Genomic DNA, 15,877 nt, shown 5'->3' on the forward strand with positions numbered 1-15,877 from the left:
AAAAAGGCTCAACCACAGGGGAAGTAGAGAATGTTCAAGGGATTTGGCCGGTTTGGCGGCATGGGGGCGATGGCGGCGGGCGCCTTTGCGGCGGCGGTGCTGGCGCTTGGCGCTTGGATCGGCAGCAAGCGCGGCGCGCCGGAGGAGGCAGCCCCCAAAACGGTGGCCGTGCTCCCCGAACGCGATGCCACCCCTGAGAATGCCACGCTGGTGCCAGATGCTGTGAAAGGTGTCTCGGTCGGCCCTGAGGGCGAGGCGGCAACCGAGCCCGAGGCGCCGCCGCAGGCTCCGGCCTTTGACGAAGTGCGCCGCGAAAGCGACGGCATGACGGTGATCGCGGGCCGCGCGGCGCCCGGCAGCACCGTGGCCGTGTTGAAGGATGGCGAAGAGGTGGCCCGCGCCACCGCCGATGGGGCCGGGAAATTCGCGACCCTTGCCATGATCCCGCCCGACGGCAAGGGCCATGTGCTGACGCTTTTGGGCCAGGACGGCGCGGCGGAGCTTGCCTCGGAAGAGGAGATCATTCTCACCCCTCGCGCAGCGCCCGTGCAGTTGGCGGAGGCCGATATCGCGCCGGAGGAAACCCCGGTTGCGTCGGTTGAGGAGGGGGCCACAGAGCCGGACGAGGCGGCAGAGCCTGAAATCTCTGAGACCACGATGGAAGAGCCGATTCCGGCAACTACAAACGACGCCGAAGAGCAGAGCGCGACAGCGACGGGTCAAAACCCAGCCGCTGCGCAGGCGGAGCAGGCGACCCCTCTGGCCGGCACGGCCACAGCCGAGGCGGAGCCCCCTGCGTCCGACAATGCGGACGTGCAAGACGTCGAGGCGGACCGAGGACAGTCGACGCAAGCCGAGGCTGACACGGACGAAGATACCGTATCGACAGAGCAAGACCCGGCTATCTCCGAAGAAGAGGTTGCCTCCGCCCCCGCTCAGGCCACCCCGCTTTCGGATACCGGGACCGCTGACTTGCAGAGCGCAACGTCGGAACAACCCTCTCAAGCGACGCCAATGGCTGGAACAAGCACCGCGGAAGACGTGAGCGCGGCGGCCTTGGATCAAGATGGTGATGCCGGGCAGGGCGCGGATAGCAACACCGCGCCGTCCCAAGCCACGCCGATGGCCGGAACGGGCAGCGCCGAAGACGTGAGTGCCGCGACGGTGGAGCAAGACGATGCCGCCGAGCAGAGCGAAGATACCAGCACCGCTCCGTCCCAAGCCACACCAATGGCGGGAACGGGTACGGCTGAAGACATGAACGCCGGGCCGTTGGACCAAGACGGAGCCGCCGATCAGGGGGCAGACATCAGCGCCACGCCTTCTCAAGCGACGCCGTTGGCGGAAACCGGCACCGACGAGAGCGACACCGCCGCGCCAAATGCTGACGGTGAGGCGCCATCTCAAGCCACCCCTCTGGCGGAGACAGGCACCGCCGAGAGCGATCCCCCCCCCGCGCAAACACCGCCCGCAGCCGTGACCGAGGCCCCGAACCTCGCGGACCGCAGCCCATCGGCGCCCGATACCACGACCCCCGCCCCTGCGGAGGAGCCCGACACCATCGCCGCACCGGCGAAGCCGCCCGCGCCCGCTCCGGTGTTGAAATCCACCGCCGAAGGGGTCGAACGGCTCGACACCGCACCGCCGCAGGTGATGACCAATGTGGCGCTCGACACCATCGGTTACTCCGATCAGGGCGATGTGCAACTGGCGGGCCGTGCCCAGCCGGACACCCGTGAAGTGCGCGTCTATCTGAACAACAACGCCGTGATCAGCCTGCCGGTCGATCAAGAGGGCCGCTGGAGGGGCGATCTGCCCAATGTCGATGAGGGCGTCTATACCCTGCGCGTAGATGAGCTTTCCCGCGCAGGCGATGTGACGAGCCGGGTAGAGACCCCCTTCAAACGCGAATCCCCCGAGGTGCTGGCCGCCGCCACCGAAGGGCTGACCGGCCCGCTCAGCGCGGTGACGGTCCAGAAGGGCGACACGCTCTGGGCAATCTCACGTGACCGCTACGGCGACCCGTTGCTTTACGTGAAGGTGTTCGAGGCCAATAGCGCCAACATCCGCGACCCCGATCTGATCTACCCCGGACAGGTCTTCGACCTGCCCGAAGACCCGGCATCGGAGTGATCTAGGCGGCCAAAACCGAGGCGGCATTCGCAGCGCGCAGAGCGGCTGTGCGCCGCCCGGTACTGGCAACCCAAGGCCATGGGGCCTATGTAGCCTGTAATCACTTCAGGAATTCCCATGCCAGCCGATACAGACCAATCTAACGCCGCGCGGCGGCGCGACCGCAAGACGCCCAAGCCCGAACGCATCCCCACAGAGGCCGAGATGATCGACGCCGCCGAGCGGCAGTCGGGCTTTCTGGTACTGCGCAAGGTCGCGCCCTACCTTTGGCCCAAGGATATGCCATGGGTGAAACGCCGGGTGGTTCTGGCCATGCTGGCGCTGCTGGTGTCGAAGCTGATCATCGTCGCCACGCCGTTCTTCTACCGCGACGCGGTGGATGCGCTGGCGGGCGAGGGGACGCCGATGCTGGCACTTGGGGCAATTGGTCTGACCGTGGCTTACGGCATGGCGCGGCTCATGGGGGGGGGCTTTCAACAGGTCCGCGATGCGGTGTTCGCCCGTGTCGGGCAGCGCGCCCTGCGGATGCTGGCGCTTGAGACCTTTCAGCACATCCACAAACTCTCGATGCGCTATCACATCACCCGCAAGACCGGGGGGCTCAGCCGGATCATCGAGCGGGGGGTCAAAGGTGTCGACTTTCTGCTGCGCTTCCTGCTTTTCTCCATCGGGCCGCTGATCCTTGAACTGATCCTCGTGGGCGTGATCCTCGCCGTGCTCTTTGACGTCTGGTATCTGGCGGTGGTGGCGGTGACCATTGCGCTCTACGTCTGGTTCACCTTTGCCGTCACCGAATGGCGCGTGCGCCTGCGGCGGCAGATGAACGACAGCGACACCGACGCGAACCAAAAGGCGATCGACAGTCTGCTGAACTATGAAACGGTAAAATACTTCGGCGCAGAGGGGCGCGAGGCCGCGCGCTATGACGCGGCGATGGCCGATTATGAGAACGCGGCGATCAAGACGAACTATTCGCTGGCCTTCCTGAACTTTGGCCAAGCTCTAATCATCACTGCGGGGCTGGTGGGGGTCATGGTCATGGCGGCGATGGGTGTGCAAAGCGGCGAGCTGAGCGTCGGCGACTTCGTCATGGTAAACTCCTACATGATCCAACTGACCGTGCCACTGAACTTCCTTGGCACCGTTTACCGTGAGATTCGTCAGGCGCTGGTGGATATGGGGCAGATGTTCGGCCTGCTCGAACAACCGGCTGAGATTGACGACAAGCCAAACGCGCCGGATCTCAAGGTGACGGGCGGCCATGTGACGCTGGAAAACGTGCGCTTTGCCTATGACACCGACCGCGAAATCCTCAAAGGCATCTCGCTTGAGGCGCGCCCCGGAGAGACGGTGGCGATCGTCGGCTCGACTGGCTCGGGCAAATCCACCATCGGGCGGCTGTTGTTCCGCTTCTACGATGTCGCGGGCGGGGCGCTCAAGATCGACGGGCAGGACGTGCGCGACGTGACCCAGCATTCGCTGCATATGGCGATTGGCGTGGTGCCGCAGGATACGGTGCTGTTCAACGACACCATCGGTTACAACATCGCCTATGGCCGCGATGGGGCGACCCAGGAAGAGGTCGAGGACGCCGCGCGCGCAGCACAGATCCATGATTTCATCATGGCGCTGCCGCAGGGCTATGAGACCATGGTCGGCGAGCGGGGGCTGAAGCTTTCAGGCGGTGAGAAACAGCGCGTCGGCATCGCGCGGACCCTGCTGAAAGACCCGCCGATCCTGCTGTTGGATGAGGCCACAAGCGCGCTCGACAGCGAGACGGAGCATGAGATCCAAGACGCGCTGCGCCGCGCGGGCCAAGGGCGCACGGTGCTGACCATCGCCCACCGCCTCTCGACCATCGCAGAGGCGGACCGCATCGTTGTGTTGGAGAAGGGCGAGATCATTGAACAGGGCAGCCATGAGGTGCTGCTCGCCCAAGGTGGGCGCTATGCCCAGCTTTGGCAGCGCCAGCAGGCGGAAGAAGAGTAGACGGAGAAGCTGGCCCCGCCTTCTGTTTCGGCAGGCAGGCGGGGCATTGCCGCCGAGGGGTGCATTTGCGGGCGATCTGCTCTTGCACTGTGCGGGGCGGCGCATGATATCTACCGCCATGACCGATCTTTCGACCCCCTCGCAGACCTCGCTGCGCGCCCGCGCCGCCCGGCTGGCCGACCGCCCTTCGTTCCAGAATTTCATTCTGGGCGTGATTCTCTTTAACGCCGTGATCTTGGGGCTTGAGACCTCGGACGAGGTGATGGCGCAGGCCGGGCCGCTGATCCTGCTGCTGGACCGTATCTGTCTCGCCATTTTCGTCATCGAAATTGCAATCAAGCTTTTCGGGCGCGGACTTAATTTCTTCAAACGCGGGTGGAGCATCTTTGACTTCGTCATCGTCGCGATCTCGCTGATCCCAGCGACCCAAGGGCTCAGCGTTCTGCGGGCCCTGCGCATCCTGCGGCTCTTGCGCGTCGTCTCGGTCGCGCCTTCGCTGCGACGTGTGGTGGAGGGGTTGGTCAACGCGCTGCCCGGCATGGGCTCGGTCTTTTTGCTGATGGGGGTGATCTTTTACATCGCCTCGGTCATGGCCACCAAACTCTTTGGCGCGGATTTTCCGCAGTGGTTCGGCACGCTGGGCCAGTCGGGCTATTCGCTGTTTCAGATCATGACGCTGGAGTCTTGGTCCATGGGCATCGTGCGCCCGGTGATGGAGGTCTATCCCTATGCTTGGATGTTCTTCGTGCCCTTTATCATGGTCACCACCTTCGCGGTGGTGAACCTGTTGGTCGGTCTGATCGTGAACTCGATGCAAGACGCGCATCATGAGGAAAGCAACGAGCAGACCAACACCTACCGCGATGAGGTCATGTCGCGGTTGACCGATCTGGAAAACCTGATCAAGGCGCAGAACACCCCGCCCAAACCCTAAATGGCCGGGGCGGGGAGGGGCGTTATTCCTCGCCGATCGCCTTGGCGGTGAGATTGTCCAGCGCCTTGGTCATCTTGGTGAGATATTCCGCCTCTTCGGGCAGGCCGTGGGCGGTGACCAGCGTTTCAGGCGCGGCATAGGTCACATGCACGGCCCCCTCGCCATCGGCGTAGACCAGCACCCGCATCGGCAGGTCCAGCCCGGCGGTCTGGGCATCCTGCATCGCGGGGGTGCCGAGCTTTGGGTTGCCAAAGATCAAAAGCTGCGTCGGGCGCAATTCCATCTCGACCTTTTCGGCCCCGGCGGCATGATCGACCCGCGCAAAGACCTCGGCCCCTGCCGCCTCGACCGCGCTTTCCAACCGGTCCATCGTCGTGGGCACATCATGGGGTGAGACTTTGGCCACCAAATCCTGCGCCAATGCGGGCATGGCCGCCATCACGACACCTGCCGCCAGTGCAATCGCTTTCATCGTCGTCTCCTTTCGCTGCATTCTGCCCCTGACCTAGCGTGACGCGCCCCCGGGCCAAGCGGTCGGCGAAAAGGCGCTGCGGTTCGCTGGGTCTTGGCTTGGCTGGCCACGCGCGGTAAGAGGGGCAAAATCAGGCCGGGGGCAGGGCGCGATGAGCGATACCGACAGTTTTATTGACGAAGTGAACGAAGAGGTCCGCCGCGACCGGCTATACGGCTACCTGCGCCGCTATGGTTGGATCGCCGTGCTGGCCGTGGTGGCCATCGTCGGCGGGGCCGCGTGGAACGAATACAGCAAAGCACAGGAGCGGGCCGAGGCCGAAGCTCTGGGGGATGCGATGCTTGCCGCGCTCGAAGCGGATGCCAGCAATGCCCGCGCCGAAGCGCTCGCCCCGATCGAGGCCGATGGCCCCGGTGCCCGCGCTGTGCTGAACTTCATGCGCGCCGATGCGCTGGCCGAAGCGGGTGAGACCGATGCCGCTGTGGAGCAGCTTGATGCCGTGGCGCTCGACGGTGACCTCGCGCCGATCTACCGGGCCTTGGCGCAGTTCAAGATCGTGACCCTTCAGGGCCAATCTGTGCCCGTGGCTGAGCGGCGTCAGGCGCTCGAAGCGCTGGCCCAGCCCGGTGCCCCGCTGCGCCTGTTGGCAGAAGAGCAATTGGCCCTGATCGACATCCAAGAGGGTGAGACCGACAAGGCCGTGGCGCGCTACCAGTCCATTCTCTCCGATGCGGAAACCACCCCGGACTTGCAACAACGCGCCCTTCAGGTGATTGTGGCCTTGGGTGAAGAACCGGGTGATGAGGGCGCCGCCGCAGAGGCCGCGCTGGAGATCCCCGAAACAACGGGTGACTGACACATATCCACCCGCCAAAAATGGCGGGGGCGTGAAGGTTGAGGAAAGACAGAAAGTGAGCAGGTCCATGACGAAGCATCGCGAAACCGAACCCGGGCAAGCGGGTCTGCGGGGTCTGGGCGTGGCGGGGGCCATCGGTGCCGCGCTGTTGCTGACGGCCTGCGCGGACGAGCAGACCTATCTGCCGGGTAAACGCGAAGACGTGCGCGCGGTGCTGCAAAATCCCGGCGTGCAAGGCCCTGCCTTTGACACCGCCACTGGCCCCGTGCCAGAGAATACCAGCCGCACCATCGCTCTGGGCGGCACGGTGAACAACGCCAATTGGACCCATAGCATCGGCACCGCCGCGACCCGCATCAGCCATCCCGCGCTGCGGACCGCGTTGCAGCCCGTCTGGAGCGCCGATATCGGCGCGGGCGACAGCCGCAAACAACGTATCACCGCCGATCCGGTGGTGGCGGGCGGGCGTGTCTTCACGCTCGACGCCGGGGCGCAGGTCACCGCGACCTCGACTTCGGGCCAAACGCTCTGGACCCGTGACCTCACTCCCGCATCCGACCGCGAGGGCCAAGCCACCGGTGGCGGCCTCGCCGTGGATGGGGAAACGCTCTATGTCTCCGTGGGTTTTGGCGTTCTGGCCGCGCTCGACGTGACGACGGGCGGCGTGCGCTGGACCCAAGACCTTGACGCCACCGGTTCGGGCACGCCGACCGTCTCGGGCGATCTGGTCTATCTTACGGCGGGCGACGATACCGGCTGGGCGCTCGACAAAACCAATGGCCGCATCCAGTGGCAGACCGGTGCGGTCACCAGCCTTAGCAACGTTTTGGGCGCGCCTGCGCCCGCCGTCACCAGCGATCTGGCGATCTTCGCCTTCGGCTCTGGCGAGGTGCAGGGGCTGTTCCGCCAAGGCGGGCTTGAGCGGTGGTCGACCTCTGTTCTGGGCAAGCGTCCGGGCCGCGCGCTGAGCTTTGTGGGCGATGTGACAAGTGCGCCTGTGGTCTCGAACGGGACCGTCTATGTGGGCAACCATTCGGGCCGTCTGGCCGCACTCGACGTCAACAGCGGCGACCGTAAGTGGGTCGCGCGCGACGGGGCGATCGGTCCGGTCTGGCCTGCGGGCGATTCTGTCTTTGCGGTGACGGACCTGAACGAACTGGTGCGGCTCGACGCCAGCACGGGCCGCCGCATCTGGGGTACGCCGCTGCCGAATTTCGTCAAGGACAAGCCCAAGAAGCAATCTGAAGTGGTGGCCCATTACGGCCCGATCATCGCCGGGGGGCGCGTGATCGTGGCTTCCAACGACGGGGTGCTGCGCAGCTTTGACCCCGTAAGCGGCGGGCTGACCGGCACCACCCAAATCCCCGGCGGGGCGACAACCGCCCCCGTCGTGGCGGGCGGCACGCTTTATGTCGTCTCCACCAAGGGGCAATTGCACGCTTTCCGTTAGGCCGCAAATAGGCTAAGGCGCGTGTCTGAACTGGCCCAACCGGGGCCCGGAGCCTGAATTATGTCCTTTACCCTTGCCATCGTGGGCCGTCCCAATGTCGGGAAATCCACGCTGTTCAACCGCCTTGTCGGCAAACGCCTTGCGCTGGTCGATGACCAGCCCGGGGTGACCCGCGACCTGCGCGAAGGCGCGGCCAAATTGGCCGACCTGCGCTTTACCGTGATCGACACCGCGGGGCTGGAAGAGGTCACCGACGACAGCCTGCAAGGCCGGATGCGCCGCCTGACCGAACGTGCGGTGGACATGGCGGATGTCTGTCTCTTCATGATCGACGCCCGCGTGGGCGTGACCCCCTCTGACATGGTCTTTGCCGAGATCCTGCGCAAGAAATCCGCCCATGTGATTCTTGCCGGCAACAAGGGGGAGGGTAAGGCCGCCGACGCCGGCATGATCGAGGCCTATTCGCTGGGTCTGGGTGAGCCCATTCGCATGTCCGCCGAACATGGTGAGGGGCTGACCGATCTTTACACGGCCCTTATGCCGCTGGCGGATGAATATGCCGAACGTGCCACCCAAGACGCGCCCGAGACGGATGTGGACCTGCCCGAGGATGACGCCGATCTCGAAGCCGAATCCCTGCCGATGCCGACCCGCGCCAAGCCCTTGCAGGTCGCCGTGGTGGGCCGCCCCAATGCGGGTAAATCGACGCTGATTAACCAGATTCTGGGTGAGGACCGCCTGCTGACCGGGCCAGAGGCTGGGATCACCCGCGATGCGATCTCGCTGACAACCGAATGGGCCGGGCCAGATGGTGAGCCGGTGCCGATGCGCATTTTCGACACCGCGGGGATGCGCAAGAAGGCGAAGGTTCAGGAGAAGCTGGAAAAACTCAGCGTTAGCGACGGTCTGCGCGCGGTGAAATTCGCCGAGGTTGTGGTGCTTTTGCTCGACGCCGAAATCCCCTTCGAGCAGCAAGACCTGCGCATCGCCGATCTGGCCGAGCGTGAGGGCCGTGCCGTGGTCGTCGCCGTGAACAAATGGGACATCGAAGAGAACCGGCAGGAGAAACTGCGCGATCTCAAGGAGAGCTTCGAGCGGCTTTTGCCACAGTTGCGCGGTGCGCCGCTGATCACCGTGTCGGCCAAGACGGGCAGGGGCCTCGACCGCCTGCAAGCCGCGATCATGCGCGCCTATGAGGTCTGGAACCGCCGAGTGACCACCGCGCAGCTCAACCGCTGGCTCTCGGGGATGATGGAGGCGCATCCGCCCCCCGCGCCGCAGGGCAAGCGCATCAAGCTGCGCTATATGACCCAAGCCAAGACCCGTCCGCCGGGCTTCGTGGTGATGTGCAGCCATCCCGACAAGGTGCCGGACAGCTACACGCGCTATCTGGTCAACGGGTTGCGGTTGGATTTCGACATGCCCGGCACGCCGATCCGTCTGTGGATGCGCGGCCAGTCGGATGCCAACCCCTATAAAAACCGCAAAAAGGCCGCGCCGTCGAAGCTGCGCAAGCACACTGACGGTCGCCGCAAGGACTAAGCGCGCTCAGCCGCGCCGAAACGCCCTGACGGTGGGCAGCGCCACGATGACGCTGCCCCCGAGCGCCAGATAGGCGACCAAGGGCGTCTCGCCCCAATTGGTCACGACCACGCCCACCAGCCCCCAGATCACCGCGATGCCATAGGTCGGTGTCCGCCCCAAAGCGGTCTGGACGATGGTGCCGATTGCGATCGCCAGCCCGACAAAGACCACCGCCGCCGTCTGCTCTTCCAAATAGCCGTATCCTGCGGCCAGCAGTGCCAGCGACACGCAGGAAGCGGCAGAGAGCCAGCCCGCGTAGAGCCCCACCGGGGCGGCGGCCCAGAGCGGGTCTTCGACCGGGGCGAGGAATAGGGCGATGAGGGCGGTGATCAGCATGATCCAGATCAGTATTGCGGCCCAGACCGGGCTCATGGTCGCCACGGCGAGCCATGTGGTCCCCACGGCGAGCGACAGGCAGAGCGGCACGCGCATGTCATGCCACTGCCCATCCCGCGGCGCGCGCAGCAGGCCATAGCCAAGGCCCGCGATCAGCCACAGGTAAATCATCCCCCAGATGGAAAAGGCATAGCCCGCAGGCTGCGCGGGCGGGTTGTCCTGCGGAATGGGGAATTGGTTCGGATCAAAGCCCGAGAAGCTGGGAACGAAAAAGGGTGAGATCGCGAAGGCGATGCTGAGCAGCAGGGCAAGCACGGCGATCAGAGTGCGGGAGGATTTGGGCAAGGTCGGCCTCGCGGGATTAGCTGTTGCGGTACAGCTAATCCTAGAGCGCCCGCGCGCCACGGCAACCAAGGGCCAGCGCCTATCCGGTCGCATTAAAGGTGCGCCCAACATAATCTGGCACGCCCCCGGCGTGACGGGGCGGGCAGGCGATGGCCCGAGCCCTGCGGCGCGGATCGGGCCTAGCGGCGGCTTACCCTTAAGCGAGCACACCTTCCGCCGTCACGGTCGTCTTGCCCCCCAGATAGGGCGCAAGCGCTTCGGGCAGTTTCACCGAGCCATCCGCCTGCTGGCCATTCTCCAACACCGCGATCAGGCAGCGGCCCACGGCGAGACCCGATCCATTCAGCGTATGCACGAACTGCGGCTTGCCGCCGCCCTCGGGTTTGAACCGCGCGTTCATGCGCCGCGCCTGAAAATCGCCGGTGGTCGAGACCGAGGAGATCTCGCGGTAGCAATCCTGCCCCGGCACCCAAGCCTCAATGTCATAAGTCCGCCGCGCGCCGAACCCCATGTCGCCGGTGCAGAGGATCACCGTCCGGTAGGGCACACCGAGTTTTTCGAGAATGCCCTCGGCGCAACCCACCATGCGCTGCTGTTCGGCGTCGCTCTCATCCGGGTGGGTGATCGAAACCATCTCAACCTTTTCGAACTGGTGCTGGCGCAGCATCCCGGCGGTGTCGCGGCCAGCACTCCCGGCTTCGGAGCGGAAGCAGAGGGTATGGGCGGCCAGCCGGATCGGCAGGGCGCTTTCCTCTAACGTGTCGCCGCCCACCGAATAGGTCAGCGGCACTTCGGAGGTCGGGACCAGCCACCAGCCGTTGGTGGTTTGATAGCTGTCTTCGCCGAATTTGGGCAGTTTGTCGGTGCCATACATCGCCTCGTCGCGCACCAGCACGGGGGAGTTCACCTCAGTCAGACCGTTCTCATCCACATGGGTGTCGATCATGAACTGCGCCAGCGCCCGGTGCACCCGCGCCACGGCACCTTTCAGCATGACGAAACGCGCGCCCGAAGTCTTGGCGGCGGTCTCGAAATCCATGCCGGGTTTGACGCCCTTGATCTCGTAATGCTCAACCGGTTTGAAATCGAAGGCGGGCTTTTCGCCCCAGCTTTTCACCTCGACATTGTCGTTCTCATCATCGCCTTGGGGCACGTCATCGGCGGGGTTGTTGGGGATGCGGGCGAGCATGTCGTTGAGCTTCGCGTCCAACTCCTGCGCCTCGGCGTTCATTGCGGCGACTTCGGCCTTCTTGTCGCTGACCAGCGCGCGCAGACGCTCGAACTCGGCCTCATCCCCACGGCCCTTAGCGGCACCGACTTCCTTGCTGGCCTTGTTCTGCTCGGCCTTGGCAGTCTCGGCGGCGGCGATCTTGGCGCGGCGCGCGGCATCGAGGGAAAGCACCGCCTGCGACATCGCCGCCTCTCCCCGGCGGGCAAGAGCGGCGTCGAAAGCCTCGGGATTGTCGCGGATGGCGCGGATGTCGTGCATGGGTTTGTCCTCAAGATCGGGTGAGTCGGTTTTGCTGCCTTATGCCTTAATGTGCGGTGCGGGGGTAGGGGCCGCAACCATGCGGCGATTGGCCCCGCGCGGGCGGGCAGGCGGCATCGGCTTTCCACCTTGCACCCCGCTGCCACCGCGCATAGGTTCTGGCCAAATTCTCAAGGCCCATTTTGCGGCCCAATACCCATCGAAAAGGACGACCCCCATGGAAGGCATCCAGCAATTCGTGCCGCTGATCCTGATCTTCGCGATCATGTATTTTCTGCTCATCCGCCCGCAGCAGAAGAAGGCGAAGGAACATCAGGCCATGGTGGCCGGTCTGCGCCGAGGCGATCAGGTCGTGACCCAAGGCGGCATCATCGGCAAGGTCTCCAAGGTCAAAGACGACGGTGAGCTTGAAGTGGAAATCGCCGAAGGCGTGAAAATTCGCGTGGTGCAGGCCACCATCGCCACCGTGGTCTCCAAGACCGAACCGGCGAAATAAACCCTACCCCGAGGCCGCAACCCAAAGGCGGAACTATGCTACAGATTGATCTGTGGAAGCGGATTGTCATTGTCCTGACCTGTTTGGCAGGGCTTTGGCTGGCGCTTCCCAATGCCTTTTACGCTCCTGTCGAAAAGCACAATGACGCCGTTGCGGCCATCGAGGTTCAGGGCAGTACGCCCGAACTGGAAGCGCAGCGCGCGCTTTGGCCCGAGTGGATGCCCTCGGGGCTGGTAAACCTTGGACTTGACCTGCGCGGCGGTGCGCATCTGCTGGCCGAAGTGCAACTGGCCGATGTCTATGCCTCGCGCATGGAAGCACAATGGCCCGAGGTCCGCGACGCTTTGCGCAGCCTGACACCGGTGCGCCGCCAAGAAGCGCCAGCGGGGGAGTTGCGGGTCCGTCTGAACGATCCGTCGAAAATGGCCGAGGCGCTGCAGATTACCCGTGATCTGGCCCGCCCCGTCACCACCGTGACCGGCGCAGGCGGCAGCGACATCGACGTGAGCGGGGCCGATGGCATCATCACCATCACCCTGTCGGATGCCGAAAAACAGGCGACCGACGAACGCACCATGCAGCAGAGCCTCGAAATCGTGCGCCGCCGCATTGACGAAGTCGGCACCCGTGAGCCGACGATCCAGCGTCAGGGGGCGGACCGCATCCTGATCCAAGTGCCGGGCATCGGCTCGGCGGCCGAGTTGAAAGCCATCATCGGCACCACGGCGCAGCTGACCTTCAACCCGGTGGTGAACCGCGGCTCGAATGAGAACGACAACCCCGGCATCGGCAACGCCATCCTGCCCGCGGCGGATGAAGAAGGCGTCTTCTACACGATCGAGACCGCCCCCGTCGTCACCGGTGAGCAATTGGTCGACGCGCAGCCAAGCTTTGACCAGAACGGCGCGCCTGCCGTGTCTTTCCGTTTTGACACCTCCGGCGCACGCAAGTTCGGCGATTACACGGCCGAGAACATTGGCTCGCCCTTCGCCATCGTGCTCGACGATGAAGTCATCAGCGCGCCGACGATCCAGAGCCATATTCCCGGCGGGTCGGGCATCATCACCGGGCGCTTCTCGGTCGAGGAGAGCACCAACCTTGCTGTGCTGCTGCGTGCAGGCGCCCTGCCTGCGGGGCTGAGCTTTGTCGAAGAACGCACCATCGGCCCGGAACTGGGCCAAGATAGCATCGACGCAGGCAAGATCGCGACCATGGTCGCCTTCGTCGCCGTGCTGTTCTTCATGTGGGCGTCCTATGGGCTGTTCGGCTTTTTTGCCAATATCGCGCTGATCATCAACGTCGGGCTGATCTTTGGCCTCTTGAGCCTGATCGGGGCCACGCTGACGCTGCCGGGCATCGCCGGGATCGTGCTGACCGTCGGCATGGCCGTTGACGCCAATGTGCTGATCTTTGAGCGTATCCGCGAGGAGCAACGCAATGCCAAAGGCGCTGCGCGGGCAATCTCGCTGGGGTATGAGCGCGCGCTCAGCGCCATTCTGGATGCCAATATCACCACTTTCATCGTGGCGGTCATCCTCTTCGCTCTCGGCTCTGGCCCGGTGCGCGGCTTTGCAGTCACGCTGGGGCTGGGCATCGTCACATCGGTTTTCACCGCCTTCTTCGTCACCCGTTTGCTGGTGGTGATCTGGTTTGAACGCCGCCGTCCCAAGACAATCGAGGTTTGACATGCGACTGAAGCTGGTACCCGACAATACGAACTTCGATTTCTTCGGCTATGCCAAGATCACCTTTGGCGCTTCGGTGGTGTTGATGGTCCTGTCCCTGATCGCTTGGAGCGTGATGGGGCTGAACTTCGGCATCGACTTCCGTGGCGGCACCACCCTGCGGACCGAAAGCTCCCAAGCCGTCGACGTGGGCGCTTACCGCGATGCGTTGGCCCCGCTGGAGCTGGGCGACGTGACCATCTCTGAGGTCTTTGACCCCGGTTTCGGCGCAGACCGCCATGTGGCGATGATCCGCGTGCAGGCCCAAGAAGGGCAGCAGGCGGCGACCACCGACACGATCGAAACCATCGAAGCGGCACTGCAAGGCGTCGCCCCCGATATCAAGTTCACCTCTGTCGAATCCGTGGGCCCCAAAGTCTCGGGCGAGCTGATCCAGACCGCTTTCCTTGCCGTGGGCGGGGCGCTGGCGGCGATCCTGATCTACATCTGGTTGCGGTTCGAATGGCAGTTCTCGGTCGGCGCGGTGGTGGCGCTGTTCCACGACGTGGTGCTGACCATCGGGCTTTTCTCGCTCCTCCAGATCCGTTTCGATCTGCCGGTCGTGGCGGCGATCCTGACCATCATCGGCTATTCAATCAACGACACCGTGGTGATCTTTGACCGTCTGCGGGAGAACCTGCGCAAATACAAAAAGCGGCCCCTGCGCGATGTCATGAACCTCAGCGTGAACGAGACGCTGAGCCGTACGCTGATGACCTCGGGCACCACGCTGCTGGCACTGATCGCGCTGCTGATCTTGGGCGGTGACGTGATCCGGGCCTTCGTCTTTGCCATCACATGGGGCGTGATCGTGGGCACCTATTCTTCGGTCTATGTGGCCAAGAACGTGGTGCTCTACCTTGGCGTGAAGCGCGACTGGTCCAAGCCCGACGCGGGCGCGGGCACGCAATTCGCCAATATTGATGCCTGACCTGCTGGCGCAGGCCATCGCCGCCCCCGGGGTGGCATGGCTTGCGCTGGCCGTGATCGTGGCGGGGCTGGTGCGCGGCTTTGCCGGTTTCGGCTCTGCCATGATCATCATGCCCGTCGCGGCCTCTGTCCTTTCCCCGGTCCAAGCGATTCTGTTTCTCACCGCTGCCGAATTGATCGGCCCCCTGCCAAATCTCCCCGATGCCCTGCGCGAAGGCGCGCCCCGCGAAGTGGGGCGGCTGCTGCTCGGCGTGCTGATCGGAATGCCGCTGGGGCTCTGGGGGCTGTCGCTGATCTCGCCCGAAGGGTTCGGCTGGATCGTGTCGGGCGTGGTGCTGGGGCTTCTGGCGCTGCTGCTCGCGGGCTGGCGCTATCACGGCCCACTTGGCGCGAAGCTGGTGACGGCCACCGGCGCTCTGGGTGGCTTTATGACCGGTTTCGCGGGCATCGCCGGGCCGCCGGTGATCCTGCTCTATATGGCAAGCCGCAGGCCCGCTGCGGTGATCCGGGCGAATTTCTTGCTCTATCTTCTGGGGCTCGACCTGATGCTTTTTGCCATGCTCAGCGTAACGGGGCAGGTGGTCTGGCCGGTGCTGTGGCTGGGCCTCTTGGCCGGGGTGCCCAATGTCATCGCCAATATCATCGGGGCGCGGCTATTTGACCCAAAGCGAGAGCGGCTTTTTCGCGCGGTGGCCTATATCGTCATCGCTGCATCGGCTATCCTCGGCCTGCCGCTGTGGAATATCTGAGCCTGTGAGGGACGCGACATGCGATTGAACGAGATCACCTATACCGACGCCAAACCGATCGACGGCTACGGCCCCGGCTTCTTCCGCATCGACGGAGAGGTCGTCGAGGGTGCGCAGGTGATCGGCCCGGAGGGCATCACCGGCTGGGGCGGTTTGGCCGATCCCGCGCCAGTGCTGGCGCTGGCGGGCAAAGTGGATGTGGTCTTTCTCGGCACCGGGTCGGAGGTGGCGCATATCCCCGATGACCTGCGTGAGACCTTGGAAGAGGCCGGGTTGGGGGTCGAGGTGATGTCCTCTCCCGCTGCTTGCCGCACCTACAACATCTTGCTGAGCGAGGGGCGGCGCATCGCGCTGGCTCTCTTGCCGGTCTAAGGGCGGAGCGGCGCGGCC

14 protein-coding genes are annotated in these 15,877 nt (G+C 64.5%); 11 read left to right on the top strand and 3 right to left on the bottom strand.

The features are described from left to right. Positions 1-30: 30 nt before the first annotated feature. The 3 genes from J7392_RS24255 to J7392_RS17160 all read left to right on the top strand — a co-directional run bounded on the left by J7392_RS24255 (position 31) and on the right by J7392_RS17160 (position 5,056). On the top strand, positions 31-2,133 hold the full coding sequence (locus tag J7392_RS24255) for a LysM peptidoglycan-binding domain-containing protein (protein ID WP_247744628.1): 2,103 nt from the start codon (positions 31-33) through the stop codon (positions 2,131-2,133). Positions 2,134-2,337: 204 nt separating this feature from the next. Then, a complete protein-coding gene (locus J7392_RS17155; RefSeq protein WP_209218777.1) occupies positions 2,338-4,122 on the top strand; it encodes an ABC transporter ATP-binding protein/permease in 1,785 nt (594 codons plus the stop codon). A gap of 103 nt (positions 4,123-4,225) precedes the next feature. Continuing rightward, on the top strand, positions 4,226-5,056 hold the full coding sequence (locus J7392_RS17160; RefSeq protein ID WP_247744629.1) for an ion transporter: 831 nt from the start codon (positions 4,226-4,228) through the stop codon (positions 5,054-5,056). A gap of 22 nt (positions 5,057-5,078) precedes the next feature. Here J7392_RS17160 and J7392_RS17165 read toward each other — a convergent pair whose 3' ends face one another. Continuing rightward, positions 5,079-5,528 carry a DUF302 domain-containing protein gene (locus tag J7392_RS17165; protein ID WP_231886381.1) on the bottom strand — a complete coding sequence of 150 codons (450 nt, stop codon included), beginning with the start codon at positions 5,526-5,528 and terminating at the stop codon, positions 5,079-5,081. Positions 5,529-5,679: 151 nt separating this feature from the next. On the opposite strand from J7392_RS17165, the gene J7392_RS17170 reads away from it, so the two are divergent. The 3 genes from J7392_RS17170 to der all read left to right on the top strand — a co-directional run bounded on the left by J7392_RS17170 (position 5,680) and on the right by der (position 9,376). Further along, the gene (locus tag J7392_RS17170) at positions 5,680-6,384 is read left to right on the top strand and encodes a tetratricopeptide repeat protein (protein ID WP_209218651.1); all 705 of its coding nucleotides are present in this window, start codon (positions 5,680-5,682) and stop codon (positions 6,382-6,384) included. Positions 6,385-6,451: 67 nt separating this feature from the next. Then, positions 6,452-7,834, top strand: coding sequence for a PQQ-like beta-propeller repeat protein (locus tag J7392_RS17175; RefSeq protein WP_209218652.1), 1,383 nt, complete (start codon positions 6,452-6,454; stop codon positions 7,832-7,834). Positions 7,835-7,894: 60 nt separating this feature from the next. Next, on the top strand, positions 7,895-9,376 hold the full coding sequence (der, locus tag J7392_RS17180; RefSeq protein ID WP_067266411.1) for a ribosome biogenesis GTPase Der: 1,482 nt from the start codon (positions 7,895-7,897) through the stop codon (positions 9,374-9,376). A 6-nt stretch (positions 9,377-9,382) separates the two neighbouring features. On the opposite strand, the gene J7392_RS17185 is transcribed toward der, so the two are convergent. Both J7392_RS17185 and serS read right to left on the bottom strand, forming a co-directional pair. Further along, entirely contained in the window at positions 9,383-10,099 is a 717-nt protein-coding gene (locus J7392_RS17185; protein WP_209218653.1) for a hypothetical protein, read from the bottom strand. 196 nt (positions 10,100-10,295) lie between these two features. After that, positions 10,296-11,588, bottom strand: coding sequence for a serine--tRNA ligase (gene serS / locus J7392_RS17190; RefSeq protein ID WP_209218654.1), 1,293 nt, complete (start codon positions 11,586-11,588; stop codon positions 10,296-10,298). 217 nt (positions 11,589-11,805) lie between these two features. Here serS and yajC point away from each other — a divergent pair, with 217 nt between their 5' ends. The 5 genes from yajC to J7392_RS17215 are packed head-to-tail and all read left to right on the top strand — an operon-like array spanning position 11,806 to position 15,859. Further along, positions 11,806-12,084 carry a preprotein translocase subunit YajC gene (gene yajC, locus J7392_RS17195; protein ID WP_067627241.1) on the top strand — a complete coding sequence of 93 codons (279 nt, stop codon included), beginning with the start codon at positions 11,806-11,808 and terminating at the stop codon, positions 12,082-12,084. 35 nt (positions 12,085-12,119) lie between these two features. Beyond that, a complete protein-coding gene (gene secD / locus J7392_RS17200; RefSeq protein ID WP_209218655.1) occupies positions 12,120-13,769 on the top strand; it encodes a protein translocase subunit SecD in 1,650 nt (549 codons plus the stop codon). A 1-nt stretch (position 13,770) separates the two neighbouring features. Next, positions 13,771-14,739, top strand: a complete 969-nt coding sequence (gene secF, locus J7392_RS17205) for a protein translocase subunit SecF (RefSeq protein WP_209218656.1) — start codon at positions 13,771-13,773, stop codon at positions 14,737-14,739. Continuing rightward, positions 14,732-15,487 carry a sulfite exporter TauE/SafE family protein gene (locus J7392_RS17210; RefSeq protein ID WP_209218657.1) on the top strand — a complete coding sequence of 252 codons (756 nt, stop codon included), beginning with the start codon at positions 14,732-14,734 and terminating at the stop codon, positions 15,485-15,487. Before secF ends, J7392_RS17210 begins: the two co-directional genes overlap by 8 nt. Before the next feature lie 18 nt (positions 15,488-15,505). Next, on the top strand, positions 15,506-15,859 hold the full coding sequence (locus J7392_RS17215; protein WP_067266397.1) for an Mth938-like domain-containing protein: 354 nt from the start codon (positions 15,506-15,508) through the stop codon (positions 15,857-15,859). Positions 15,860-15,877 lie beyond the last annotated feature (18 nt).

It is taken from the genome of Sulfitobacter sp. R18_1, assembly GCF_017743915.1.
GTDB classification, from domain to species: domain Bacteria; phylum Pseudomonadota; class Alphaproteobacteria; order Rhodobacterales; family Rhodobacteraceae; genus Sulfitobacter; species Sulfitobacter faviae.